At 71.2% G+C, this 22,539-nt stretch carries 24 protein-coding genes and 1 pseudogene; 15 read left to right on the top strand and 10 right to left on the bottom strand.

Translation table 11 applies throughout. The annotated features are described in order from the left end of the window. Positions 1–103: 103 nt before the first annotated feature. From lnt to A8713_RS03325, 4 genes are all read left to right on the top strand, one after another. Complete coding sequence (lnt, locus tag A8713_RS03340) at positions 104–1,714, top strand: apolipoprotein N-acyltransferase (protein ID WP_064531334.1); 1,611 nt, start codon at positions 104–106, stop codon at positions 1,712–1,714. A 79-nt stretch (positions 1,715–1,793) separates the two neighbouring features. Then, positions 1,794–2,273 (top strand): NUDIX hydrolase, encoded by a 480-nt coding sequence (locus A8713_RS03335; RefSeq protein WP_064531333.1) that lies wholly within the window; start codon positions 1,794–1,796, stop codon positions 2,271–2,273. Positions 2,274–2,327: 54 nt separating this feature from the next. After that, complete coding sequence (locus tag A8713_RS03330) at positions 2,328–3,128, top strand: 3-hydroxybutyrate dehydrogenase (protein WP_064531332.1); 801 nt, start codon at positions 2,328–2,330, stop codon at positions 3,126–3,128. Between the two features lie 76 nt (positions 3,129–3,204). Further along, entirely contained in the window at positions 3,205–5,196 is a 1,992-nt protein-coding gene (locus A8713_RS03325) for a helix-turn-helix domain-containing protein (RefSeq protein ID WP_079158822.1), read from the top strand. A gap of 78 nt (positions 5,197–5,274) precedes the next feature. Here A8713_RS03325 and A8713_RS03320 read toward each other — a convergent pair whose 3' ends face one another. After that, the gene (locus A8713_RS03320) at positions 5,275–6,762 is read right to left on the bottom strand and encodes an MFS transporter (protein WP_064531331.1); all 1,488 of its coding nucleotides are present in this window, start codon (positions 6,760–6,762) and stop codon (positions 5,275–5,277) included. 250 nt (positions 6,763–7,012) lie between these two features. Here A8713_RS03320 and A8713_RS34865 point away from each other — a divergent pair. Next, positions 7,013–8,106: pseudogene (locus A8713_RS34865) on the top strand (IS630 family transposase). A 20-nt stretch (positions 8,107–8,126) separates the two neighbouring features. Here A8713_RS34865 and A8713_RS03305 read toward each other — a convergent pair. Beyond that, positions 8,127–8,546 (bottom strand): MarR family transcriptional regulator, encoded by a 420-nt coding sequence (locus A8713_RS03305; protein ID WP_064537211.1) that lies wholly within the window; start codon positions 8,544–8,546, stop codon positions 8,127–8,129. A gap of 124 nt (positions 8,547–8,670) precedes the next feature. On the opposite strand from A8713_RS03305, the gene A8713_RS03300 reads away from it, so the two are divergent. After that, positions 8,671–9,543, top strand: coding sequence for an alpha/beta fold hydrolase (locus A8713_RS03300; protein WP_064531330.1), 873 nt, complete (start codon positions 8,671–8,673; stop codon positions 9,541–9,543). Positions 9,544–9,652: 109 nt separating this feature from the next. Here the strand turns inward: A8713_RS03300 and A8713_RS33735 are convergent, their stop codons facing one another. Continuing rightward, the gene (locus A8713_RS33735) at positions 9,653–9,790 is read right to left on the bottom strand and encodes a hypothetical protein (RefSeq protein WP_173860781.1); all 138 of its coding nucleotides are present in this window, start codon (positions 9,788–9,790) and stop codon (positions 9,653–9,655) included. Positions 9,791–9,920: 130 nt separating this feature from the next. After that, the gene (locus tag A8713_RS03295) at positions 9,921–10,616 is read right to left on the bottom strand and encodes a transposase (RefSeq protein WP_443069695.1); all 696 of its coding nucleotides are present in this window, start codon (positions 10,614–10,616) and stop codon (positions 9,921–9,923) included. A 211-nt stretch (positions 10,617–10,827) separates the two neighbouring features. On the opposite strand from A8713_RS03295, the gene A8713_RS03290 reads away from it, so the two are divergent. Then, positions 10,828–11,286, top strand: coding sequence for a pyridoxamine 5'-phosphate oxidase family protein (locus A8713_RS03290; protein WP_064537210.1), 459 nt, complete (start codon positions 10,828–10,830; stop codon positions 11,284–11,286). A gap of 217 nt (positions 11,287–11,503) precedes the next feature. On the opposite strand, the gene A8713_RS34060 is transcribed toward A8713_RS03290, so the two are convergent. Together A8713_RS34060 and A8713_RS32935 are read right to left on the bottom strand one after the other, a co-directional pair. Continuing rightward, complete coding sequence (locus A8713_RS34060; RefSeq protein WP_237305297.1) at positions 11,504–11,635, bottom strand: HNH endonuclease; 132 nt, start codon at positions 11,633–11,635, stop codon at positions 11,504–11,506. 433 nt (positions 11,636–12,068) lie between these two features. After that, positions 12,069–12,827, bottom strand: coding sequence for a DUF6193 family natural product biosynthesis protein (locus A8713_RS32935; protein ID WP_107440576.1), 759 nt, complete (start codon positions 12,825–12,827; stop codon positions 12,069–12,071). Positions 12,828–12,868: 41 nt separating this feature from the next. Here A8713_RS32935 and A8713_RS33465 point away from each other — a divergent pair, with 41 nt between their 5' ends. Then, positions 12,869–13,276 carry a hypothetical protein gene (locus A8713_RS33465; protein ID WP_159393069.1) on the top strand — a complete coding sequence of 136 codons (408 nt, stop codon included), beginning with the start codon at positions 12,869–12,871 and terminating at the stop codon, positions 13,274–13,276. A gap of 335 nt (positions 13,277–13,611) precedes the next feature. On the opposite strand, the gene A8713_RS34590 is transcribed toward A8713_RS33465, so the two are convergent. Continuing rightward, a complete protein-coding gene (locus A8713_RS34590) occupies positions 13,612–13,740 on the bottom strand; it encodes a hypothetical protein (protein WP_257784435.1) in 129 nt (42 codons plus the stop codon). A gap of 249 nt (positions 13,741–13,989) precedes the next feature. On the opposite strand from A8713_RS34590, the gene A8713_RS03280 reads away from it, so the two are divergent. Next, positions 13,990–14,715, top strand: coding sequence for a peptidylprolyl isomerase (locus tag A8713_RS03280; protein ID WP_064531329.1), 726 nt, complete (start codon positions 13,990–13,992; stop codon positions 14,713–14,715). Between the two features lie 115 nt (positions 14,716–14,830). Here the strand turns inward: A8713_RS03280 and A8713_RS33915 are convergent, their stop codons facing one another. Further along, on the bottom strand, positions 14,831–15,196 hold the full coding sequence (locus A8713_RS33915) for a hypothetical protein (RefSeq protein WP_216826765.1): 366 nt from the start codon (positions 15,194–15,196) through the stop codon (positions 14,831–14,833). A gap of 20 nt (positions 15,197–15,216) precedes the next feature. Between A8713_RS33915 and A8713_RS03275 the strand changes: the two genes are divergently transcribed. Next, positions 15,217–15,462, top strand: a complete 246-nt coding sequence (locus tag A8713_RS03275) for a hypothetical protein (protein ID WP_064531328.1) — start codon at positions 15,217–15,219, stop codon at positions 15,460–15,462. A 70-nt stretch (positions 15,463–15,532) separates the two neighbouring features. Here A8713_RS03275 and A8713_RS03270 read toward each other — a convergent pair whose 3' ends face one another. Both A8713_RS03270 and A8713_RS03265 read right to left on the bottom strand, forming a co-directional pair. Then, a complete protein-coding gene (locus A8713_RS03270; protein WP_064531327.1) occupies positions 15,533–16,444 on the bottom strand; it encodes an aldo/keto reductase in 912 nt (303 codons plus the stop codon). 150 nt (positions 16,445–16,594) lie between these two features. Beyond that, the gene (locus tag A8713_RS03265) at positions 16,595–17,074 is read right to left on the bottom strand and encodes a hypothetical protein (RefSeq protein WP_064531326.1); all 480 of its coding nucleotides are present in this window, start codon (positions 17,072–17,074) and stop codon (positions 16,595–16,597) included. 169 nt (positions 17,075–17,243) lie between these two features. Here A8713_RS03265 and A8713_RS03260 point away from each other — a divergent pair, with 169 nt between their 5' ends. The 5 genes from A8713_RS03260 (at position 17,244) to A8713_RS03240 (ending at position 22,501) form a co-directional block, all read left to right on the top strand. Further along, entirely contained in the window at positions 17,244–18,620 is a 1,377-nt protein-coding gene (locus A8713_RS03260) for a sensor histidine kinase (RefSeq protein ID WP_237305296.1), read from the top strand. Continuing rightward, complete coding sequence (locus A8713_RS03255) at positions 18,617–19,222, top strand: response regulator transcription factor (protein WP_064531325.1); 606 nt, start codon at positions 18,617–18,619, stop codon at positions 19,220–19,222. Before A8713_RS03260 ends, A8713_RS03255 begins: the two co-directional genes overlap by 4 nt. A 109-nt stretch (positions 19,223–19,331) precedes the next feature. Continuing rightward, positions 19,332–20,042 carry a FadR/GntR family transcriptional regulator gene (locus A8713_RS03250; protein WP_064531324.1) on the top strand — a complete coding sequence of 237 codons (711 nt, stop codon included), beginning with the start codon at positions 19,332–19,334 and terminating at the stop codon, positions 20,040–20,042. A 152-nt stretch (positions 20,043–20,194) separates the two neighbouring features. Beyond that, positions 20,195–21,325, top strand: coding sequence for a CynX/NimT family MFS transporter (locus A8713_RS03245; protein WP_237305295.1), 1,131 nt, complete (start codon positions 20,195–20,197; stop codon positions 21,323–21,325). Between the two features lie 240 nt (positions 21,326–21,565). Then, positions 21,566–22,501 carry an XRE family transcriptional regulator gene (locus tag A8713_RS03240; protein WP_159393068.1) on the top strand — a complete coding sequence of 312 codons (936 nt, stop codon included), beginning with the start codon at positions 21,566–21,568 and terminating at the stop codon, positions 22,499–22,501. The last annotated feature ends 38 nt before the right edge of the window (positions 22,502–22,539 follow it).

Below are 22,539 nucleotides of genomic sequence, written 5' to 3'. Positions count from 1 at the left end.
GCCGCTCCCGTCCACTCTGCGCGCGCCGGTGACGGCCCGGACACCGGTTCACGCCCGTACACCGTGCTGCCGAGGGGCAGGAAAGCCGCCGTACACTCCCGGGGTGACCGTCACCGCAACCTCCGCCGACGAGTCGGACCGGGTGAGCCCGCCCTCCGCCCGCGCACCCTGGCCCGCGCGACTCGTCCGGCTCGTACCCGCCGTCGTGGCGGCACTGTCCGGCCTCCTCCTCTACGTCAGCTTCCCGCCGCGGACCCTGTGGTGGCTGGCCCTGCCGGCCTTCGCCGCCTTCGGCTGGGTACTGCGCGGGCGCACCTGGAAGGCGGCACTCGGCCTGGGCTACCTCTTCGGCCTCGGCTTCCTGCTGCCCCTGCTGGTGTGGACCGGCGTGGAGGTCGGCCCCGGCCCCTGGCTGGCGCTGGCCGCCGTGGAGGCACTCTTCGTCGCCCTGGTGGGCGTCGGTGTCGCGGCGGTCTCCAAGCTGCCCGCCTGGCCGGTGTGGGCGGCGGCCCTGTGGATCACCGGCGAGGCGGCACGCGCGCGCGTGCCCTTCCACGGCTTCCCCTGGGGCAAGGTCGCCTTCGGCCAGGCGGACGGCGTGTTCCTGCCGCTGGCCGCGGTCGGCGGCACCCCCGTCCTCGGCTTCGCGGTCGTCCTGTGCGGCTTCGGCCTGTGCGAGGCCGTACGCCTGGCGGTCCAGGGGCGGCGCACCGGGACCCTGCGGCGCCCGGCCGCCGCCGTCGCGCTGCTGAGCGTGGCCGTGCCGGTGGGCGGCGCGCTGGCGGCCCGCACCCTGGTCAGCGACAAGGCCGAGAACGGAACCGCCACCGTCGCGCTGATCCAGGGCAACGTGCCGCGCGCCGGCCTGGAGTTCAACGCCCAGCGACGGGCCGTGCTCGACTACCACGCGCGGGAGACCGAGCGGCTGGCGGCCGAGGTCGAGGAGGGCAAGGCACCCCGGCCCGACGTGGTGCTCTGGCCGGAGAACTCCTCCGACATCGACCCGCTGGAGTTCCCGGACGCGCGCCTGGTCGTCGACCAGGCCGCCAAGGCGATCGGGGCGCCCGTCTCGATCGGCAGCGTCGTGGAGCGCGACGGCAGGCTGTACAACGAACAGATCCTCTGGGACCCGGTCAAGGGCCCCCTCCAGACGTACGACAAGCGGCAGATCCAGCCCTTCGGCGAGTACCTGCCGCTGCGCTCGCTGCTCGGCGCGATCAACGGCGACTGGACCTCCATGGTCCGCCAGGACTTCAGCCGGGGCACCGCGCCGGGCGTGTTCACCGTCGGCGGCACCCGGATCGGCCTGGCCACCTGCTACGAGGCCGCCTTCGACTGGGCCGTGCGCGACACGGTCACCCACGGCGCGCAGATGATCTCCGTGCCGAGCAACAACGCGACCTTCGACCGCAGCGAGATGACCTACCAGCAGCTCGCGATGTCCCGCGTCCGCGCGGTCGAGCACAGCCGCACCGTCACCGTCCCGGTGACCAGCGGCGTCAGCGCGGTCATCATGCCCGACGGCCGCATCACGCAGAAGACCGGCATGTTCGTTGCGGCCCACCTCGTCCAGAAGGTGCCCCTGCGCTCCTCGCGCACGCCCGCCACCGACCTGGGCGCCCTGCCGGAACTCGCCCTCGTCCTGGTCGCCGCGGGCGGCCTGGGCTGGGCGATCGGAGCCGGTGTGCGCGGGCGGCGCGCCCGGGACGTGTGACCGTACGCCGGTCGGACGCGCCCGGCCGCCCCGCGGACCGGGCGGTGACCTGGGACATCCGCCCGTTAGGGTCGGCCCCATGGCTACTCCTGACTTCATCCGCACGATCCGGGCCTCGGCGGGCAACCAGCTGCTGTGGCTGCCCGGGGTCACCGCCGTGGTCTTCGACGACGAGGGCAGGGTCCTGCTGGGCCGCCGCTCCGACACCGGCAAGTGGTCGGTGATCGGCGGGATCCCCGAGCCCGGGGAGCAGCCCGCCGCCTGCGCCGTGCGCGAGGTGCACGAGGAGACCGCGGTGCACTGCGTCACCGAACGGCTGGTCCTGGTCCAGGCACTGTCCCCCGTCACCTACGCCAACGGCGACGTCTGCCAGTACATGGACATCACCTTCCGCTGCCGTGCCGTGGGCGGCGAGGCCCGGGTCAACGACGACGAATCACTCGAGGTCGGCTGGTTCACGGTGGACGCGCTGCCCGAGCTCAACGAATTCGCCCTGTTCCGGATCAAGCAGGCCCTGTCCGACGCCCCCACGTGGTTCGACACTACGGACCTTGGCTGAAGTGTGGGCCGCGCCCACATGTAGCGGGGCGGGGGGCCTGCCTAAGGTCGACACATGACCTCGCCCAGCCCGCACCCTGCCCCTCAAGGCCCCCCGCTCGACCTCGACGGCCGCACCGCGCTCGTCACGGGCGCCGCCGGCGGGATCGGCCGCGCCTGCGCGCTCCGGCTGGCCGCCGCGGGAGCAAAGGTCAGAGCCGTCGACCGGGACGCGGAGGGCCTGGCCGCACTCGCCGCACACTCCGCCCACCTCCCGGGCGTCCTCGAGCCCCACGTCCTCGACCTCACCGACCTCGACGCCGCCGAACACGCGGCGGCGGGCACCGACGTGCTCGTCAACAACGCCGGGATCCAGCTGGTACGGCCCATCGAGGAGTTCCCGCCCGACGTCTTCCACACCGTGCTGACCGTGATGCTCGAAGCACCCTTCCGGCTCATCCGCGGCGCCCTGCCGCACATGTACGGACAGGCATGGGGCCGGATCGTCAACATCTCCTCGGTGCACGGCCTGCGCGCCTCCGCCTACAAATCGGCGTACGTCGCCGCCAAGCACGGCCTGGAGGGCCTGTCCAAGACGGCCGCCCTCGAAGGCGCCCCGCACGGAGTCACCTCCAACTGCGTCAACCCCGCCTATGTGCGCACCCCCCTGGTCGAACGGCAGCTCGCCGACCAGGCCGAGGCCCACGGCGTACCCGAGGACCGGGTCCTCTCCGACATCCTGCTGAAGGACAGCGCCGTCAAACGCCTGATCGAACCGGAGGAGGTCGCCGAGGCCGTGGCCTACCTGTGCGGCCCGCACGGCTCCTTCGTCACCGGCAGCTCGCTGGTCCTCGACGGCGGCTGGACCGCCCACTGACCTGCACCGTCGTCACCGCGAGCGGAGTTTTCCACAGGGCCCGGCGGACCACGGGCCGATGGGGAATCCTGTGAGCATGTCCAGCGATCACGCGCAGTCCGCCGGGCGCCCCGCCGCCGACGCGGGCCCGCCGACCGGCACCGCCGCCCCGCCCGGCGGCGCCGCACCCCCGCCCGACGGCAGCGCGGGCACCCCGTTCCTCGAACTGCTGGCCCGCGGCGCACCCGCCACCGCCTACGAACAGCCGGTGCTGCTCGCCCGCGCCGAAGGCCGGCCCGCCGAGTGGATCGCCGCCCTCGACCACGCCAAGCTGCTCGCCCTGCGCGTACGCGCCGAACTGGAAGGACGCAGACGCCGCGAGGCCGAACTGTCGGCCCTGTTCGAGACCGCCCACGACCTGGCCGGTCTCAGAGACCTCGACGCGGTGCTCCAGGCCATCGTGCAGCGCGCCCGGTCGCTCCTCGGCACCGACGTCGCCTACCTCACGCTCAACGACCCCGCCCGCAAGGACACCTACATGCGGGTCACCGAGGGCTCGGTGGCGGCCCGCTTCCAGCAACTGCGCCTGGGCATGGGGGAGGGACTGGGCGGCCTGGTCGCCCAGACGGCCCGCCCGTACGTCACCGACGACTACTTCAAGGACGCCCGGTTCCAGCACACCGGCACCATCGACGCCGGCGTGCAGGACGAAGGACTGGTCGCCATCCTCGGCGTCCCGCTCATGCTCGGCCCGCACGTCATCGGCGTACTGTTCGCCGCCGACCGCCGGGCCCGGGTCTTCGAACGGGAGCAGATCGCCCTGCTCGGCTCCTTCGCCGCCCTCGCCGCGGCCGCCATCGACAGCGCCAACCTGCTCACCGAGACCCGCGCCGCCCTCGCCGGCCTGGAACGCGCCAACGAGATCATCCGCGACCGCAGCGCCGTCATCGAACGCGCCTCCGACGTCCACGACCGCCTCGCCGAACTGGTCCTGCGCGGCGGCGGAGTCCACGACGTGGCAGCCGCCGTCTCCCAGGTCCTGGAAGACGGCACCGTCGAGTTCAGCGAAGCCGCCGCGGCACCCGCCGACGCCCTGGAAGCGTCCCGGGCCGAAGGACACGCGGTCCGCCACGGCGACGACTGGGTCGCCGCCGTCACCGCGGGCGGCGAACTGCTCGGCGCACTCGTGCTCCGCGGCCACCACGGTCTCGACCCCGTCGACCAGCGCACCCTGGAGCGCGCCGCGATGGTCACCTCCCTGCTCCTGCTCGCCCGCCGCTCCGCCGCCGAGGCCGAGCAGCGCGTCCGCGGCGAACTCCTCGACGATCTCCTGGACGCCCGTGACCGAGACCCCCGCCTGCTGCGCGAGCGCGCCACCCGGCTCCACGCCGACCTGGACGCCACCTACGTCGTCCTCGCCGCCCGCCTCGACACACCCGCCGCCGACGCGGACCAGGAGGCCGACGCCCGCCGCCGGCTGTGGTCGGCCGCCTCCCACCTGGCCGCCACCCGGCACGGCCTCGCCGCCGCCCGCGACGGCGGCACGGTCCTCCTGCTCCCCCTCCAGCGCGGCGCCACCGCGACGGAACTGGCCCGCCGCACCGCCCGCCACCTGGGCACCGCCGTCCACGAGGCGGTCACGGTGGGCGCCTCCGCGCCCGTCGACGACCTGGCCGCCCACCCCGGTACGGCCACGGCCGCCTACGCCGAGGCCCAGCGCAGCCTGGAGGCCCTGCGCCTGCTCGGCCGCACCGGCGACGGCGCCGCCGCCGAGGACTTCGGCTTCCTCGGCCTGCTCCTGGCCGGCGAGCGTGACGTCGCCGGGTTCGTGGACCGCACCATAGGCCGGGTCACCGCCTACGACGACCGCCGGGGCACGGACCTCGTACGCACCCTGGAGGCGTACTTCGCCTGCGGCATGAGCCCCGTCCGCACCAAGGACGAGCTCCACGTCCACGTCAACACCGTCGCCCAGCGCCTGGAACGCGTCGGCCGCCTGCTCGGCGAGGACTGGCAGACACCCGCCCGCGTGCTGGAGATCCAACTCGCCCTGCGGCTGCACCGCCTGTCCTCGCCTGCACGGGGCTGATCGGGAGGGGGGAGAGAGAGGAGGGAAGGGGAGGAGGGGGAGGGGGGAGGGGCCCCCGGGGGAGTGAGAGCGGCGGAATCAGACAGCGCGGGCGGTGTCGGCGTCGCCCGCCGCAGGTTCACCGTCCTCCACGGCACCGGCACCGGCACCGGCACCGGCACCGGCACTGGCACCGGCACTGGCAGTGGCACCGTCGCCGACGGCATCGAAGGAGGCGTCGGCGCCTTCGGCAGCGGCGAGATCACGGTGTCGGGTCTCCTTGGCCACGCCCACGGCGATCAGCGTCAGCACCGACGCGGCGATGACGTACAGGGAGATCGGGGTGGAGCTGTCGTAGTCGGAGAGCAGCGCCGTGGCGATCAGCGGGGCGGGCGCGCCCGCGGCGACCGAGGCGAACTGGGCGCCGATGGACGCTCCCGAGTACCGCATCCGCGTCGCGAACATCTCGGAGAAGAAGGCGGCCTGCGGGGCGTACATGGCGCCGTGCAGGACGAGTCCCACGGTCACCGCGAGGATGAGGTTGCCGAAGCCTCCGGTGTCGATCAACGAGAAGAACGGGAACATCCACAGCCCGACACCGGCCGCGCCCAGCAGGTAGACCGGGCGGCGCCCGATCCGGTCCGAGAGGGCGCCCCAGGCGGGGATCACCGCGAAGTGCACGGCGGAGGCGATCAGTACGGCGTTGAGCGCGGTCTGCTTGGACACCCCGGCGGACGTGGTGGCGTAGACGAGGATGAAGGCGGTGATGACGTAGTAGCTGATGTTCTCCGCCATACGGGCGCCCATCGCGATCAGGACGTCACGCCAGTGGTGCCGGAGCACGGAGACGAGCGGCAGCTTCTCCGCCTGGGCCCCGGGGTCGTCCGCCCGTGCCGCCTTGCGGGCCTCGGCCTGTGCCAGGGCCTGACGGAACACGGGTGATTCGTCGACGGACAGACGGATCCAGAGACCGACCATGACGAGTACCCCGGACAGCAGGAACGGGATCCGCCAGCCCCAACTTCCGAAGGCGTCGTCGGACAGCAAGGCGGTCAGCAGCGACAGCACACCCGTGGCGAGCAGTTGCCCCGCCGGCGCGCCGGTCTGCGGCCAGGAGGCCCAGAAGCCCCGCCGCCGCGCGTCCCCGTGCTCCGACACCAGCAGCACGGCCCCGCCCCATTCACCGCCGAGCGCGAACCCCTGGACGAGCCGCAAGGTGGTGAGCAGTACCGGAGCCGCCGAGCCCACGCTCGCGTGCGTGGGGAGCAGCCCGATGGCGAACGTCGCCCCGCCCATCATGAGCAGGCTGATCACCAGCAGCTTCTTGCGTCCCAGCCGGTCGCCGTAGTGCCCGAACACCAGCGCGCCCAACGGCCGCGCCGCGAACCCGACCGCGTACGTCAGGAACGACAGCAGCGTCCCCACCAGCGGATCCGAGTCCGGGAAGAACAGCTTGTTGAACACCAGCGCGGCGGCGGACCCGTACAGGAAGAAGTCGTACCACTCGATGGTGGTCCCGATCAGGCTGGCGGCGACGATGCGGGGGAGGTTCGAAGGGGTGGGCGGAGCGGTCGCGGGGGAGGACATGGCACCACTTCCTGGCGTTCGGCGGGGACGATTACGTGTCGCGTGTCGCCACACCGTAGGAACGTGCAGGTCAGAGGCGTATGTGGTGGGACACCATAGTTCTGGGTGCGGGAGTGCGCGCGTACACCATGGAGGCGGCGGGGAGCCGTGCGGGCGGGATGGCGACAGCCCCGGCACGGCCGTTACTGATGTTGAACTCGTGGTGTCGTAGGGGCTGGCGGGTGGCAGTCTCCTGGGGTATCACCGGGGCATGCGGTATCCACAAGGGGGCGGGCTGACTGCCGAACGGCAGCAGTTCCGCGAGGGGTTACGGCTCCAGGCGGCCGAGCGGTTCGCCCGGGGCAAGGCGAGTTCGGTGATCGCCAAGGACCTGCGCGTCAGTGTCCGGTCGGTGCAGCGGTGGCGGCAGGCGTGGGCGGAAGACGGGCCGCACGCTCTGCGGTCGCAGGGCCGGCGTCTTTGCCGAGACTGAGCGAGAAGCAGTTCGCGCAACTGGAGGCGGAGCTGGCCAAGGGGCCGGCCGCGCACGGCTGGCAGGACCAGCGCTGGACCCTGAGCCGGATCAAGACCGTGATCGGCCGGCGCTTCCACCTGACCTACACCATCCAGGGCGTGCGCGAGCTGCTGGTGCGCAACGGCTGGTCCTGCCAGGTCCCCGCCCGCCGGGCCCTGGAACGCGACGAGGAAGCCGTGGCCGGGCGGGTGAAGGAGACCTGGCCCTGCGCGGAAGACTCGCGGCGGCCCGTGGAGCCTGGCTCGTCTTCGAGGACGAACCGGCTTCTCCATGACGCCGCCGCAGGCGAAGACCTGGTCACAGCGCGGTCGAACCCCGGTGGTGCGGGTCCGCGGCCGCTCCCGCGGACGCATCTCCATCGCAGCGCAGACCTGCTACAAACCCGGTCACCGCTCGAGGCTGATCTATCGGCCCCGCCGCGACGACGGCAACCGCGACGGACGCAAGAGTTTCTCCTGGCGCGACTACCGCGGCCTGCTGATCGCAGCACACCGGCAGCTCGGCGGCCCGATCGTCCTGGTCTGGACAATCTCAACGTCCACAAGGCCGCTGACCTGCGGGAATGGGCGGCAGCCCAGGACTGGCCGGCCATCTACTACCTGCCGCCCTACGCACCCGACCTCAACCCCGTCGAAGGCATCTGGTCACTGCTGCGGCGCGGCTGGCTTTCCAACGTCGCCTTCAGCACCCCCGAACACCTCGTCCAGACCGTCCGACGCGGTCTCCGCCACATCCAGTACCGCAGCCACCTCATAGACGGCTGCCTCACTGAACTCACGGTTCGTTACGAGGTAACCGTTCTCGTCGAGGCCATCAACGAGCGGCCGTAACCAGCGTATTCGAGATAATCCTAGACCGTTGCCTTCCGCATCCCAGTCAGAAAGCCCCTGACCGCGGCCAGTTCCCGCTCGTCGTATTCCCGCAGCAGGTCCACCGCCCGATCGATGAGCGGTCCGAAGTGGGACCAGCCGAGGGCGACCGCCCGCTCGTCCACTTCGATGGTGACCTTGCGGCGGTCGCGCGCATCGCGCACCCGCCGCACATGCCCGGCCCGTTCCAGGCGGTCGACCAGTGCTGTGGTTCCTGCCGAGTTGAGCCCGAGAGCGGTGCCCAGGCGGCCTGCTGTGGTCTCCTCGCCGGCGCGGGCGGCGTCCATCAGGGCGATCAGCGCACGCACGTCGGTGGGGTGCATGCCGTTGCGCTGTGCGAACCGGGTGCTGTGCCTGGCCAGGTCGACGGCCACCGCGCGCAGCAGATGGACGATCTCCATCTCGGGCCCCGGCTCGGCGCGTTCGACGAGTTCCTCACCCTCCTGATCGGGCACGGACCACCTCCACGTATCATCTCGCCCAACAAGTATCTTGCTGAGCGAGATAATAGAGGAGTCGCCGTTCATGAACGCTCGCGATACGTACGACGCCGACAACTTCCTCATGGCCTACGACAAGGTCATGAGCAAGTGGCCTGCCGCTCGCGAGACGGCGACCGTTCCCACGCCCTTCGGCACGACACACGTCAACGTATGCGGCCCGGCCGACAGGCCCTCGCTCGTCCTCCTGCCCGGCGGAGGGGGCGCAACCTCCGCGTCCTGGTACGCGCAGGCCGCCGAACTGTCCCGCACCCACCGGGTGTTCGCCGTCGACTTGATCGGCGCCCCCGGACGTAGCACTCCCGACGGCGACCGCCGCCCCCGTACGGTCGCCGACCTGTCGGCCTGGCTGGACGCGCTCCTCGACGCCCTCGGAGTGGCCGAGACCGACCTGGGCGGACACTCGTACGGCGCCTGGATCGCGCTGCATCACGCCATGCGCGCGCCCGACCGGATACGCCGCCTGGCCCTTCTGGACCCGACCCAGTGCTTCGCCGGGTTCAGCCCGGCCTACCTGATGCACGCACTGCCCATGCTGCTGCGGAACACGCCCCGCCGGGTCCGCGCCTTCCTGGAGTGGGAGACCAAAGGCTCCGCCCTCGATCCCGACTCGCTCGCCCTCCAAGAGGCAGCCGCCGGTTTCCCCTCTCTCCGACCCGTAACCGGGCCGCGCCCGGCACCGGACGCCCTGCGTGGCCTGGACCTGCCGATCCTGTTGCTCCTCGCCGGAAGCAGCAGAACCCATGGCCCCTCCAAGGTGGCCGCCCGCGCCGAGGCGCTGCTGCCACGCGTCGCAACGACCGTGCTCCCGGATGTGTCCCATCACGCGCTTCCGCACGCCATCCCGCCCTGGGCGAACCGTAGCCTCGCCGGCTTCCTGGAACGGTGCGGTGCCTGAGTCTCAGCCCGCCCCGGGCACCGCACCCTGAATATCAACCCTCGTTCAGCTCCGCTGATAGAACTTCCGATACACGGCCTGAACTTGTCGTTTAACGGTTACGTGATCATCAATCCCATGCGCTGAAGAGCACTCCGCCCAACGTGGTGATGTCGTAGAAGCGAACCTGACGCCACTCGCCCTGGGGAAAAACTGAGGTGTCCACGTCGGAGAGAGGCGTGGCGAGCTGCTCGCTGCTCAGAACCACGAAACCCGTCTCCGTTCAACCGTGGGTGCAGCCGGTCCCACGCCTGCGCGCCCGCCTTCTCGTAGAGCCGGGTGTCCGGGTGTCCGTGAACGTCACGGCCTGCTCGGTGCCCCAGGTTGCGAGGACCTGCTCAACGGTCTGCCCGGGGAGATCCTCGGCCGGCTCCGTTCAGACCGGGTGACGCGGCGTCCGACACCCTGGCGATGCGCGGGGCATCGTATCCGGCGTCCAGCACGACCAGGACCTCCGGGTCACCCGGCCGCCACTGGCCGGCGGCGACCAGTCGCTCGACGACCTCGCGGATCTGGGCCGTGGTCACCGCGGCGACATCGGCGCCGGGCTTCAGGCGGAACGCGTCCAGCACCGCCGTCCAGGACGTACGGCCTGTCTCCAGCGCGGCCACCACCGAGTACGGCCGGCCGGGCACCATCTGATGCCTGCCCTCACCTCGCCCGAACGTGTGGCAGAAGGACCGGTCAGCACACGTGTTGGCGTCCGGCCGCAGCCACGGCGAGACATCCACCGCCAGCACGAGCCGACCGTCTGCCGCCCTCGGCAACGGCATCCCAGCCAGGGCACGACGCAGCCGTGCGACGTCGATCCGGCCCTGGTTGAGTCCTCCGTACAGAGCCCCGTGTCCACGGCGGTGCTCGGGAGCAAGCGCGAGATCAACCAGCGTACGGACCGGCCCGTCCGTACACAGCAGCGCGTCGCGCAACTCGAACAACGTGTCGCCCCGCGCGGTCAGGCTCGCGTACAGCTCCGACCGGAAGTGGGACACTTCCGCGAACGCATCCCGCAGGACACCCTGATGCACCAGACTCACGACCACGGCCTTCGCGTTGATCCACTCTGTGACGGGGCACAGGATCAGACGAAGGCCGCCGCCTACGTGTCCGCTGAAGTGCGAAGACGCTGATCAAGTTCGAGTCGCGTTCGACATCAGTCGTTAAACGACAAGTTCAGGGACTGTTGTGAAAGTGGTCTTGGAGTCACGTCCATGGAATTGCGGGGCGGCCATGGACGTTGATCACGGCATGACTCAAGGACCGGCACCTCGTCCACTGTCCGACGAAGCCCTCTCCAGCCTGCTTGGCAAGGAGCAGTTCGGCACACTCGCCACTGTCAAGCGCAGTGGTCACCCCCACCTGACCACCATGCTGTACAGCTGGGATCCCGAAGCCCGCATGGTGCGGTTCTCGACGACGGCCGACCGGGTCAAGGTCGGGCATCTGCGGCGTAACCCACGTGCGGCGCTTCATGTGCAAGGTGGCGACGTGTGGTCGTTTGCTGTTGCCGAAGGCGAGGCCGAGGTCTCCGAGAGCACGACCGTTCCCGGCGACGCCGTCGGGCGGGAACTCCTTGAGATGATCCCGCAAGCGGCGAAGCCGGAGGATGAAGGTGCGTTCCTGGAGCAGTTGGTTGCCGAGCGCCGGGTGGTCATCCGGTTGAAGGTAGACCGCCTGTACGGCACGGCGCTCGACATCGACGGCTAGGACATATCGGGTCCGTGCTGGTCACAGCCACTCGTTGAGGACTGCGACCAGCACGGTCGCCTCGTGGCGGACCGCGAGCTCGTCATACCTCGTGGCTACAGCCCGGTGGCGGTCGGGTAGCCGGGTCACGTCGCCGTGACCCGGCCCCCTCAGAACCGGACGTGCCTGTTTCCAAGCATCACGGCTCAAGCAAGCCCGAAGGCTTCACAGGTTCTGCTCATTTCCGGTCGCTGTCGCCTGCGTGATGCTGGCGATGGCATTCCGAGTGGACGAGCCGAAGATTCTTGCTCTCATCAGAGCCGCCATGCCGCCGGTAGGTGAAGTGGTGTTTATGCAACCGCTTCTTCATCGCGTCGAACCAGTCAATCCACTCGCGTGGGCTGTCAGGCTCATATTCCGCGCCGGCGATGAGCGCTTGACCGCACAGTGGGCAGATGCCCTTCTGGCGGGCTGCCAGAGTTCGCGTCCGCCTGAGCCTGAAGTTGAGTGACGATCCTGGCCCAGGTGCCATCGCGCTGCCAGCGCCGGGTCATACCGTAAACCCGACCCCACAACTGCCCCGAACTTGATGCCCTCACCAGCCACGTCCGGTCCTTCGCCCAGATGCTCACCGACCGCCAAGGCCAACGACCTCCCGAATGGCTCGGCGCCGTCCGCCAGGACGACCTGCCCAGCCTCCACACCCTCGTCGCAGGCATCGACCGCGACCGCGACACCGTGATCGCCGGCCCCACCCCTGCCCTGGAACTCAGGCGTGGTCGAAGGACACGTCAACCGGATCGTTATCTGTTATCTGTTTTGTCAAGGTCTTCGGCGGTGCCAGCAGCCGCCGGCCCGCAGTTGTGGGGCAGATGGGCGACGACCAAGGCGACGGCGTCGTCAGGGGTGTCGGCTTCTCCGATGTCCGCCGGTCCGTGAGGTGACCGGGTGTGCCACCAGGTCACTCGGTAACTTCCGTTCGCGGGAGTGATCACCGGGATGTCGTGGGTGTGAGGGAATCCGGTGCAGCGGCTGAAGTTCAGCGTCCGATGGCTGTGGAAGGGGAACAGGGCTCGCAGCTGCGGCTGGGTGTATGCAGCCTCGATGAGTTCATGGTCCACGTGCCGTGCTGTGGTGTGCCGATAGCTCGCCCATTGGGCCTCGACTGCGTCACCACGCTCGTGGGCCTCGGCGAGCGGACTGTAGTCGACGAACGGGCACGCGGGCTTCAGGCGTGCCAAGGTGGCGCCGGACTGCCACGCGCCGATGGCCGACACGACGGCGTCCAGGCTGGTTGTCGTGCCCTTGGCCATCATGACGCCGCGTTCCCAGAAGTTCACGATGAAGGCGCGCTCTGCGATGCCGAGGAGAACGCTTGTCGTCCGCCTGTCGCTGTCTACGCGGGCTCCGGACCGCCACCAGCCTGGCGCGCGTTCCGGGAGCACGTCCAGCCCGTGTCCAGCTTGGTGAACGGCCGTCTGCAGGATGCTCTGGAGCGTTTCGCTCCGACCGAGTTCGGGATAGATGCCGGCCAAGTCATCCGTGTCGGGGCCAGGCGTCACGATTTCTCCTTTCGCCGATGCACTCCGGGTGCGGTCGGCCCTTGTGCACTTCCCAACGGCGCGCTGCGTCGGACTTCGACGCAAGGAAGCAACGCGGCGTTTGGGGGTATTCCGATCTGGCGGGGCGTCGGGCAGGCCGGAGTGGGGACATCGGTCAGGCGCGCGAGGAGCTTGTCCAAGGCGGTCCGGCCGTCATCGTCGGCCAGGCGTTCGTCGTCGGTCAGCGGGATGGCGACGAGCATGCGCTGGAGATTGCCTTTGGCCTCAAGGATCTGACTCTTGGTGGAGCCCTTCGGGGTGGAGAAGTCGCACTTGGCGCACGTCATGCGGTGCTGGCACTGCTCGAAGAAGGTGCAGGTGCAGGTGCAGCAGTCGTGGCCGAGGTCGTAGTGCTGCCCAGGCTCACCGGCTGCGGCGGTGCCGGAAACGACCGCGTAGCGGTCGACTAGGACCTCGATCGTGCGGACGTTCCGCTCGAAGTAGCCCGCCTCGGAATACGCTTTGGACAGGGTGTTCGAGGTGATCTTCGCGTAGTACTGGTCGGCTGATCCGGGCGGGCGGCCTGGCAGGCATCGACGGCCTGGCCGAGGATCGGGTCGACCGGCTTGGTGAAGGCGGTGCCGGTCTCGTGGGGCGGGACGTCGAGGAGACAGACAGTGTCGCGGGCCAGGACCTACGTGACGAAGCGCCACTAGGAACATGAGCCTGTCGTCGTTCGCCGTCGGACCACACCGAAGACTTCAGTGCCCGAGCCTCTGACGTGAGCACTGAGATCTTCCGTGCGCTATTGCAGATAGTGCACATTTCCCGGGATCATGCCCACGCTCACGGACACGGACAGCCGCTCGGCGGCCCGCCCGAAATGCAACTCCTCCGCCAGCACCAAGTAGGTCTCGATGTCCCGCAGTTCCACCGCCGACGCCCCCCGTCGTCATCCCTCCGTGCCGAGCCGGGAGCAGCCCCGTCCCCACCGGGCACCGCACGTCGCGATCGGCGACGCGCACCGTACACGGGCCCGCCCACAGCGGTGGCCTGCGGGCCGAAGGCCGAAGGCCGAAGGCCGGGGAGGCGGATGTGGCTTGCTGGAGGGTTCTCGCCCGTCGGGACGCGCTCTAGACTTCGACCGCTCCGCAATCCGGCGATCTTCTGGAGGGTGTGCAGGATGGGCCGAACTCTCATGACCGCGTTGGCGGCAGCAGCGCTGGTCGTGTCCGGGGGCGGTGTCGCCTCTGCTTCCGATGCCCCGCCGCGGACCACGCACGGTCCTTGCCAGTACACCCAGACGCCGGACGACCCGGCGGCGCGGCCGGTTCCCCTGCCGCCCGATCCGCGGCGCACCCCGAGTCACGGCACGGTCGAGACGGCTGTCCGGACCACTCAGGGCCCGCTCCCGCTGCGGCTGGACCGGGCGAAGGCGCCGTGCACGGTGCAGAGCTTCGTGCACCTGGCGCGGCACCGGTTCTTCGACCGTACGGTGTGCCATCGGCTGACGGCGTATCCGACGCTGAAGGTCCTGCAGTGCGGCGACCCGACCGGCACCGGTGAGGGCGGGCCGGGGTACAAGTACAAGGACGAGCTGCCGGTGGACCTGCCGCAGGCGCCGAGCGATCCGACCGGCGTCCGCCGCCTCTACGGGCGCGGCTTGCTGGCGATGGCCAACGCCGGTCCGAGCACGAACGGTTCGCAGTTCTTCGTCGTCTACGGCGACTCCGTGCTGCGACCGGACTACACGGTGTTCGGCACGGTCGGTGCCGCCGGTCTGAAGACGCTCGACAAGATCGCTGCCGGCGGCATCGAACCGACGGCGGAGGACCCGGTGCCCGTCGACGGCACACCTGTGCTGCGGAGCGAGCTGCTCCGCGTCCGGCCGTCCTGCCGGCCCAGGTAGGGCCGTGCCCGGTCCCGTCCGGCAGCGAATGGAAAACCCGCTCACCGTCTCAGCACGAACGTCCCGTCGCCCCCGTCCTCCAAGGACAGGGGCGACGGCGGCGTACGCACGGCCGTCAGGCCAGCTGCTCGGCCGTGCGCGGAGCCACCTCCCTCGCCTCGCCGACGATCCGCCGCACCAGGTCTCCCGCCGACGCGAGGTCGCTGGCCCCGTCCTCGTTGACGGAGTCGCGGGCCACCCGGGCCGTGTTGCGCAGCTCGCGGAGAATGAGACGGGTGTCGAGTTCGAAGGCGTCGATGATGCGCTGTTCGACCGAGTCGGCGACGGGCGCCGGTAGTCGTCGTAGGGCGGTGGTGTGATCGTCGGCGGGAAGGGCGGGAAGGGCGAGTTGTGCCGGGAGAGGGAGCAGGCCGCGAGGAGTTCGGGAAGCGGCTCGTGGAACTCCTCCGGGACGGGGCGCGTCTTTTCTGTTGTAGATCATGGTCTAGGAGAGGACGCAAGGTGAGTGACCGCGAGCGAGGCCAGGACACCGAGCACGCGGCCGGGGGAGACGCCCCCTGGTGGGCCGGGATCGGGCCGGTCGGCGGTGCGGTCCTCGCCGTGTGCGGGGCGGGGCTGCTGCTGTGGCTGGTGCTGCGCGGAGCCGACGCTGACGACGACTGGTCCCACTACTACGGGGCCGGCAAGATCCTGGCCATCGGTTGTGTGGTCGCGGGGACGACGCTCCTGGCCCGCCGCCGAGGCTGAGGAGCGTTCAGCGGGAGGGGCGGGCGCGCCCGCGATTCCTGCGCGCTCGCCGACCTGACGGCCCGCGACGTCACCGTTGCCGGAGGGCCCCCTCCGTGCGCCGTCCACCGGCCAGCGCGTTCAACTCCGTGATCTGGGCCGGGTCCAGCCGTACCGCCGCCGCCGCGATGTTCTCCTCCAGATGGCTCAGGGACGCCGTGCCGGGAATCGGCACCATGTTCTCGGCCCGAGCGAGCAGCCAGGCGAGCGCGGTCTGAGCCGGTGTGGCGCCGATCCGCGCGGCGAAGCCGCCGAGCGGGCTGTCCGGCCGGGCCAGGGCGCCGATGTCGAGCGGGAACCAGGCGATGAACGGGAGCCCCTCGCGCGCGCAGTGTTCGAGCACGTCCTCGTGCTTGCGTTCCGTGATGCTGTACTGGTTCTGGACGGAGGCGATCTCGACGATCTCCCGGGCGGCGGTGATCTGGTCCACCGTCACCTCGTTGAGCCCGATCGCGCCGATCTTCCCCTCCTCCTTCAGCTTCTTCAGCTCACCGATCTGGTCCTCGAACGGCACCATGGGGTCGACCTGGTGCAACTGGTAGAGGTCGATGTGGTCGACGCCCAGCCGGCGCATGCTCAGCACACACTCCTGCCGCAGGTACTCCGGACGCCCGAGGACCGCGTAGGAACCCGGACCCGACTGCGTCTGACCGCCCTTGGTCGTGATCAGCACGTGCTCCGGAAAGGGGTGCAGCGCCTCGCGGATGATCTCCTCGCTGATGTGCGGCCCGTAGACGCTGGCGGTGTCGATGAAGTCGACGCCCAGCTCGACCGCGCGCCGCAGGAGCCGCACCGAGGCGTCACGGCTGGCCGGCTCCCCCCAGACCCCGGGCCCGACCAGGCGCATGGCCCCGAAACCGAGCCTGTGGACGGTCTTTCCGGCGATCTCGATGGTCCCGGACGCGTGGTTGACGCGGTTCCCGAGAGGCTGGTCATCGGCCATGTGCACTCCTTGTCGAGCCCTGCGAATGGCGTGTGAACACTGTACTGACGGCGTGCGGGGGAGGTGTACGAGCGCGGAACCGACGCTCCGGCGCAAGTGGCGCTGTGGCGACAGGAATTGGGGAGGTGACAGGAATTGAGGGCGGGAGTGTCAGCCGCCCGAGAGCGACGCGGACCTGACCGCAGCCGCTGCCCGCTTGCGCCGCCCGCGCAGCAGGACGACGACGAGTGCGAAGACCTGGAGCAGCGGGTCCAGGCCCGGCAGGTCGGCGGTCACCTCGGTGTGGAGGTGCCCGGTGCGGCGGATCGTGCCGACGGGCTCACCGTCGCCGTCGAGCATGGTGTGCTCCCGGCCCGCCGCCGCGGTCTGCCGGAACCGGACGACCCGCCCGGAGGACGTGAGGTTCCAGTTGCGGCGCACCCGGTCCGTGGTCGCGAGGGCGGTCCCGTCGGCGTCGAGCAGTTCGTGGACACCGCTGAAACGGTGAACGCGGACGAGGTAGTCGGTCCCGCGCAGAGTGAACCGCGCGCCGATGCGGCCTCCGCGCAACGAGAACGTCGTCAGCGCCCGGCCGTCCTCGGTGAGCTCGTACTGCTGGGCCGGGACGTGGATCCTCTTCGCGTGCAACATGTCTCCACTGCACCACCGGGCCGCCGGTCGCACCCATGCCATCTGTCATGCATGAGCGGGTGACAACCCGGACGGGTGCGCCGGACATGGGCGGTGCACGCTTTCCGCATGACGCACACAGCACTCACCGGGCCGCCGCTCCGGCGCCCCCGCGGCAGCCGGGCGTAGCATGCTCGACGTGGGCGCACGCGATCCGGACGAGTTCTCCGCCGACCGGTGGCCCGACTGGAGTTTCTGGAAGGACCAGCCCGACAGCCCCGAGGCGTACGGCCGGGGCCGGGGCAGGAACCGGGGACGCGTGGTCGTCGCCGCGGCGACGACGCTGGCTTCCCTCACCCTGATCGCTCGGGCCGTGGACATCGCGCACGGCACCGGTCCTGCGCTGCTCACCCGGCTCGCGATCGGCTTCGTCGCCTGCTACGCCCTCGGCTGTCTGCCGGCGTCCTGGTACGGGCCGATGGCGCTGCGGCGCGGGCGTGTCGTCATCGTGGCCGTGATGTTCCTGCTCGGGGCGGCGCCGGCCGTGCTCCTCGCGTCGCCGTACTACCTGACCGACCTGACCTACGCCCTCGCGATCGGGCTCATGCTCCTGCCGCTGCGCCACGCCCTGCTCCTCGGCCTCGGCACGGTGCTGGGGCAGGTCCTCTGGATGCGGCTCGCGCAGGGCGAGGTGGCCTGGGCGCAGGTGGCCATCCTCGTCGGCGTGACCGCGGCACTCGGCACCGTCTTCGCGCTCAACTTCACGATCGGCCATCTGCGGGCCGCGCGCGAGCAGGTCAGGCGGCTGGCCGTGAACGAGGAGCGGGAACGGGTCGCCCGGGACATGCATGACGTCCTCGGTCACAGCCTCTCCACGATGACCGTCAAACTGGGGCTGACCCGGCGCATCCTGGAGTCCACCGGAGACGTGGCCCTCGCCGTCGGCCAGGTCACCGAGCTGGAGACCATGGCGCGCACGGCGCTGTCCGACGTGCGCGCCACCATCTCCGGCTACCGCACCCTGTCGCTGGACAGCGAGCTCGCAGGTGCCCGCCTGGCCCTGCGGGCCGCCGGAGTACGGGCCGATCTGCCCGCCGCGACCGATGCCGTGCGCCCCGAGCTGCGCGAGGTGTTCGGCTACGTCGTGCGGGAGGCGGTGACCAACGTGCTGCGGCACTCCGACGCCGAACTGTGCACGGTCCGCGTGGGACCCGACTGGGTCGAGGTCACCGACAACGGCAGCCCGGCCGGCGATGCGGCCGCCGGGAACGGACTCACCGGACTGACCGAACGCATGGCCGCCGTGTCGGGCACCCTCGGACACGGGCCCGCCCCCGGCGGCGGGTTCCGGGTCGTCGCCCGCGGGCCGGGCCCGGCGACCCCTCCCGCGCCTCCGCAGTCTCCGCGATCTCCGCAGCCCCTGCGGCCTCCGCAGCCTTCAGAGAAGACCGAGCGGCCAGGAACCGAGCCGACGGGAACCGACCCGACGGGAACCGACCCGACGGGAAACGAGCCGACGGGAAACGACCCGACAGGAACCGACCCGACAGGAAACGAGCCGACATGATCCGCGTCCTGCTGGCCGACGACCAGGCACTCGTACGCGGTGCCCTCGCGGCTGTGCTCCGGCTCGAACCCGACATCGACGTGGTCGCCGAGATCGGCACCGGCACCGAGGTGCTGGCCGCCGCGCAGCGGACCGCGCCCGACATCGCGCTGCTCGACGTGCAGATGCCCGGCCGGGACGGCCTGACCGTCGCCGCCGACCTCCAGCGGGCGCTGCCCGGCTGCCGCACCATCATCTGCACGACCTTCAGCCGCCCCGGCTACCTCGCGCGGGCGATGTCCGCGGGCGCGGCCGGATACGTCGTCAAGGACTCCCCGCCCGAACAACTGGTCGACGCGATCCGCCGGGTCCACGCCGGACTGCGCTTCGTGGATCCGGCCCTCGCCGCGGAAGCGCTGGCCGGTGGCGCGAGCCCGCTGACCGGACGCGAGGCGGACGTGCTGCGCGCCGCCGCCGAGGGCGGCACCGTGGCCGACATCGCCAGGGCGCTCCGGCTGTCCCAGGGCACCGTGCGCAACCACCTGTCGTCGGCGATCGGCAAGACACAGGCCCGCACCCGCGCCGAGGCGGCCCGGCTCGCGGAGGAGAGCGGCTGGCTCTGACCGCCGCCCGCGTGGAGTGACGCGCAGGGATTCTGCCCGGTGGCGCCGTGTGCACGGCCGTCCCTGACCTACGATGTTCAAACGTCTGATGTTTGTATACGATGCCCTCATGAAACGCATCAGCGCACCGCGGCGGACGGCCAGCCTCTCCGCTCAGCTCGTGGACAGCCTCCGCTCGCACATCGAGTCCGGCGGCTGGCCGGTGGGGACGCGGATCCCGCCGGAGCAGGCCCTCATCGAGGAGCTCGGGGTCGGACGCAGCACGCTGCGGGAGGCGATCGGTGCACTGGTGCACCTGGGCCTGCTGGAGCCGCGGGCCGGGGACGGCACCTATGTCCGCTCCTCCAGCGAACTCCAGTCGGTCATGGTGCGGCGGGCGAGTTCCGCGCAGCGGGACAACGTACTGGAGCTGCGCACCGTCCTGGAGGAGTACGCCTCGGGGACCGCGGCCCTGCGCCGCAGCGAGAGCCAGTTGCGGCAGTTGCGGGAGCTGCTGGCCGACGCCGACGCGGCCTGCGCCGGAGAGGACACCCCCGCGGCCACGAGCGTCGACGCGCTCTTCCACCGGGCCGTCGTCCGGGCGAGCGGGAACGACCTGCTGATCGAGGTGTACGACTACCTCGGCACGGCGCTCACCTCGTCCCTGGGGGGTCTGCCCTGGGACGCCGCGCACGCCGAGGAGCACGCCCGTCTGCACCGGCGGCTCGTCGACGCGATCGAGGCCCAAGACCAGGGCGGCGCCCGCGACGCGGCGGCCGCGATCGTCCGGCTCACCCATGACCACGAGACCAGCACGACACGAGCAGCGGAGGACCAGTGAGCACGCGGCCGGCATCGATGTCCCGTCAGCATCCCGCCCCTGGATCGTCCGCCCCTGGATCGTCCGCCTCCGGATCGTCCGCCTCCGGACCGTCGGCCTCCGGTCCCGCCCGGCCCGCCGTGTCGGTCGGGCTTCTCGTCGCCATCTGTCTCGTGGCGGCGAACCTGCGCACCACCCTCACCGGCGTCGGCGCGCTGCTGCCGGAGATCGAGCACGGCAGCGGCCTGACGGCGAGCTGGGGCGGCCTGCTGAGCACCCTCCCGCTGCTGACGTTCGCCGCCACGTCGCCCCTGGTCGCCCGCGCGTCCCACCGGTTCGGCAGCGCGCGCCTGCTGGTGGCGGCGCTCGGTGTGCTGGCCGTCGGGACGGTGGTCCGCTCCCTTCCCTCCGTCGTCTGCCTGTTCGCCGGAACGGTGATCCTCTCCGCGGCCATCGCGTTCGGCAACGTACTGCTGCCCGCTCTGATCAGGCGGAGCGTGCCCGCGCACCGTATCCAGGGCGTCAGCGCGCTCTATGTGACCGTCATGGGCCTCATGGCCGCGGTGTCCTCCGGTGTCTCCGCGCCGCTGGCCCACAGCGTGCCGGGGTCCTGGCGCACCGCGCTGGCCTGGGGCGTCGCCTTCACCGTCGCGGCGTTCCTCGCCTGGCTGCCCCGGATCCGGGGTGACAAGCCGCAGGAGTCCGGCGGCGCGGCCCACAGCCCGGTGCCCTGGCGGTCGCGGCTGGCCTGGCAGGTCACCTTCTTCATGGGCCTGCAGTCCCTGGCCTTCTACACTGCCGTCGCCTGGCTGCCCAGCATCCTGATCGACCGCGGCATGAGCAGCACCACGGCCGGATGGATGCTCTTCTCCTACCAGGTGGTGTCCCTGGCGGCCAGCAGCCTCCTGCCCCTGCTCACCCGCGGCCGCCACGACCAGCGCTGGACCGCGGCCGGGGCCTCGGTCCTCGTGGCGGGCGGCTTCACCGTACTGGCCGCCGCCCCCGCGCTGTCCGTCCTGGCGTGCACCCTGCTCGGACTCGGCGGCGGAGCGTGCCTCGTCCTCGCGCTGACCTTCCAGAGCCAGCGCGCCGGCAGCTCCGGCGAGGCCGCCGCGCTGGCGGGCATGGCACAGTCCATCGGCTACCTCGTGGCGGCGGCCGGGCCCCTTCTCCTCGGCATCCTGCACGACACCACGCACAGCTGGACGCTTCCGCTCGTCGTCCTGGCCGTCCTCGGCGTCGCCACGGCGGTCGCCGGACACGGTGCGGGACAGGACCGGCACCTGCATCAGCCCTCCCACTGAGACGGCCGGTCCGCGCCGGAGGGGAGGCGGACCGGTCCGCTCGGCGGGCCCCGGCCCGTACCATCCGGTGCGGACCTCGCTCTGGACCTTTGACGGGGAGCCGTCGATAGTGGACCGGATGCCGTCAGGGGCGGAGGGAGGCACGCGATGGCGAGCGGTTCGCCCTCGGTTCCCGCCGGTCGGCCGACGGACAGCGACCGTACGGGTTACCCGCCGGTCCCCGTGCCGGCCGGTCCGCCCGTGCTCGCGTACCCGGTCGCTCCCGGGGACCGGCCGATCGACCGTGAGCTGCGGCGGCTCCTGCGGGACGGCACGTTCGCCCAGGTGCTCGACTACGCGCTCAACCACCGCGGTCTGAGTCTGGAACGGGTGCAGCACCACCTCGCCGCGCAGGGCGTCCGGGTCAGCCGCGCCGCGCTCAGCTACTGGCGGCACGGCCGCAGCCGTCCCGAGCGCGCCGAGTCGCTGCGCGCCGTCCGCGGGCTGGAGGCGGTACTCGGCCTGCCCGCCGCTTCGCTGGTGTCGCGGCTCGGTCCGCCCCGGCCGCGCGGACGGTGCCGCAAGGCCGAACCGGACGCGATCGACCGGCGCCGGCTGTGGCCCGCCCACCGGCCGCTGCTCGCCGCGATGGGCGCGCTGCCCGACGACCGGATCAGGAAGCTCGATGTGCACGAGCACGTGCTGGTGGGGGAGGACCACCGGCTGTCGAGCCTGCGCACCCGGATGGTGTTCGAGGCGTCGGCCGACCGCGTCGACCGCTGTGTGGTCCTGCTCTGGGCCGAGGACTCGGCCGCCGCCGTCCCGTCCGACGTCAAGTACTGCCGGGTGGGCCGGATACGGGCCGACGACGCGACCGGCGCCACGGTGTGCGAACTGCTCCTGGAACAGCGCCTCGCCGCCGGTGAGCGGAGCGTCGTGGAGTTCACCTCGCACTTTCCTCCCGGACCCGAACTCACCTTCTACCACCACCGGTTCACCCGGCCGATCCGGCAGTACGTCCTGCAGACCGAGTTCTCCGGACGGCTCCCGGTGAGCTGCGTGCCGTTCCGGCAGGCCGGTGTGCACGCGCCCCGGCACATCGGCGCCCCGCTGTGGATCGGGCCGTCGGGCACCGCGCACCTGGTGATCACCGACAGCGGCCCCGGCATCGTCGGCATGTCCTGGGAATGGGACTGACCGGCGGTTCGGCGAACCACCGGTCAGCCCCTCACGCC

It is taken from the genome of Streptomyces sp. SAT1, from assembly GCF_001654495.1.
GTDB lineage: Bacteria > Actinomycetota > Actinomycetes > Streptomycetales > Streptomycetaceae > Streptomyces > Streptomyces andamanensis.
The sequence above is the reverse complement of the archived record's forward strand: the minus strand, read 5'-3'. Positions and strand labels throughout refer to the sequence as shown.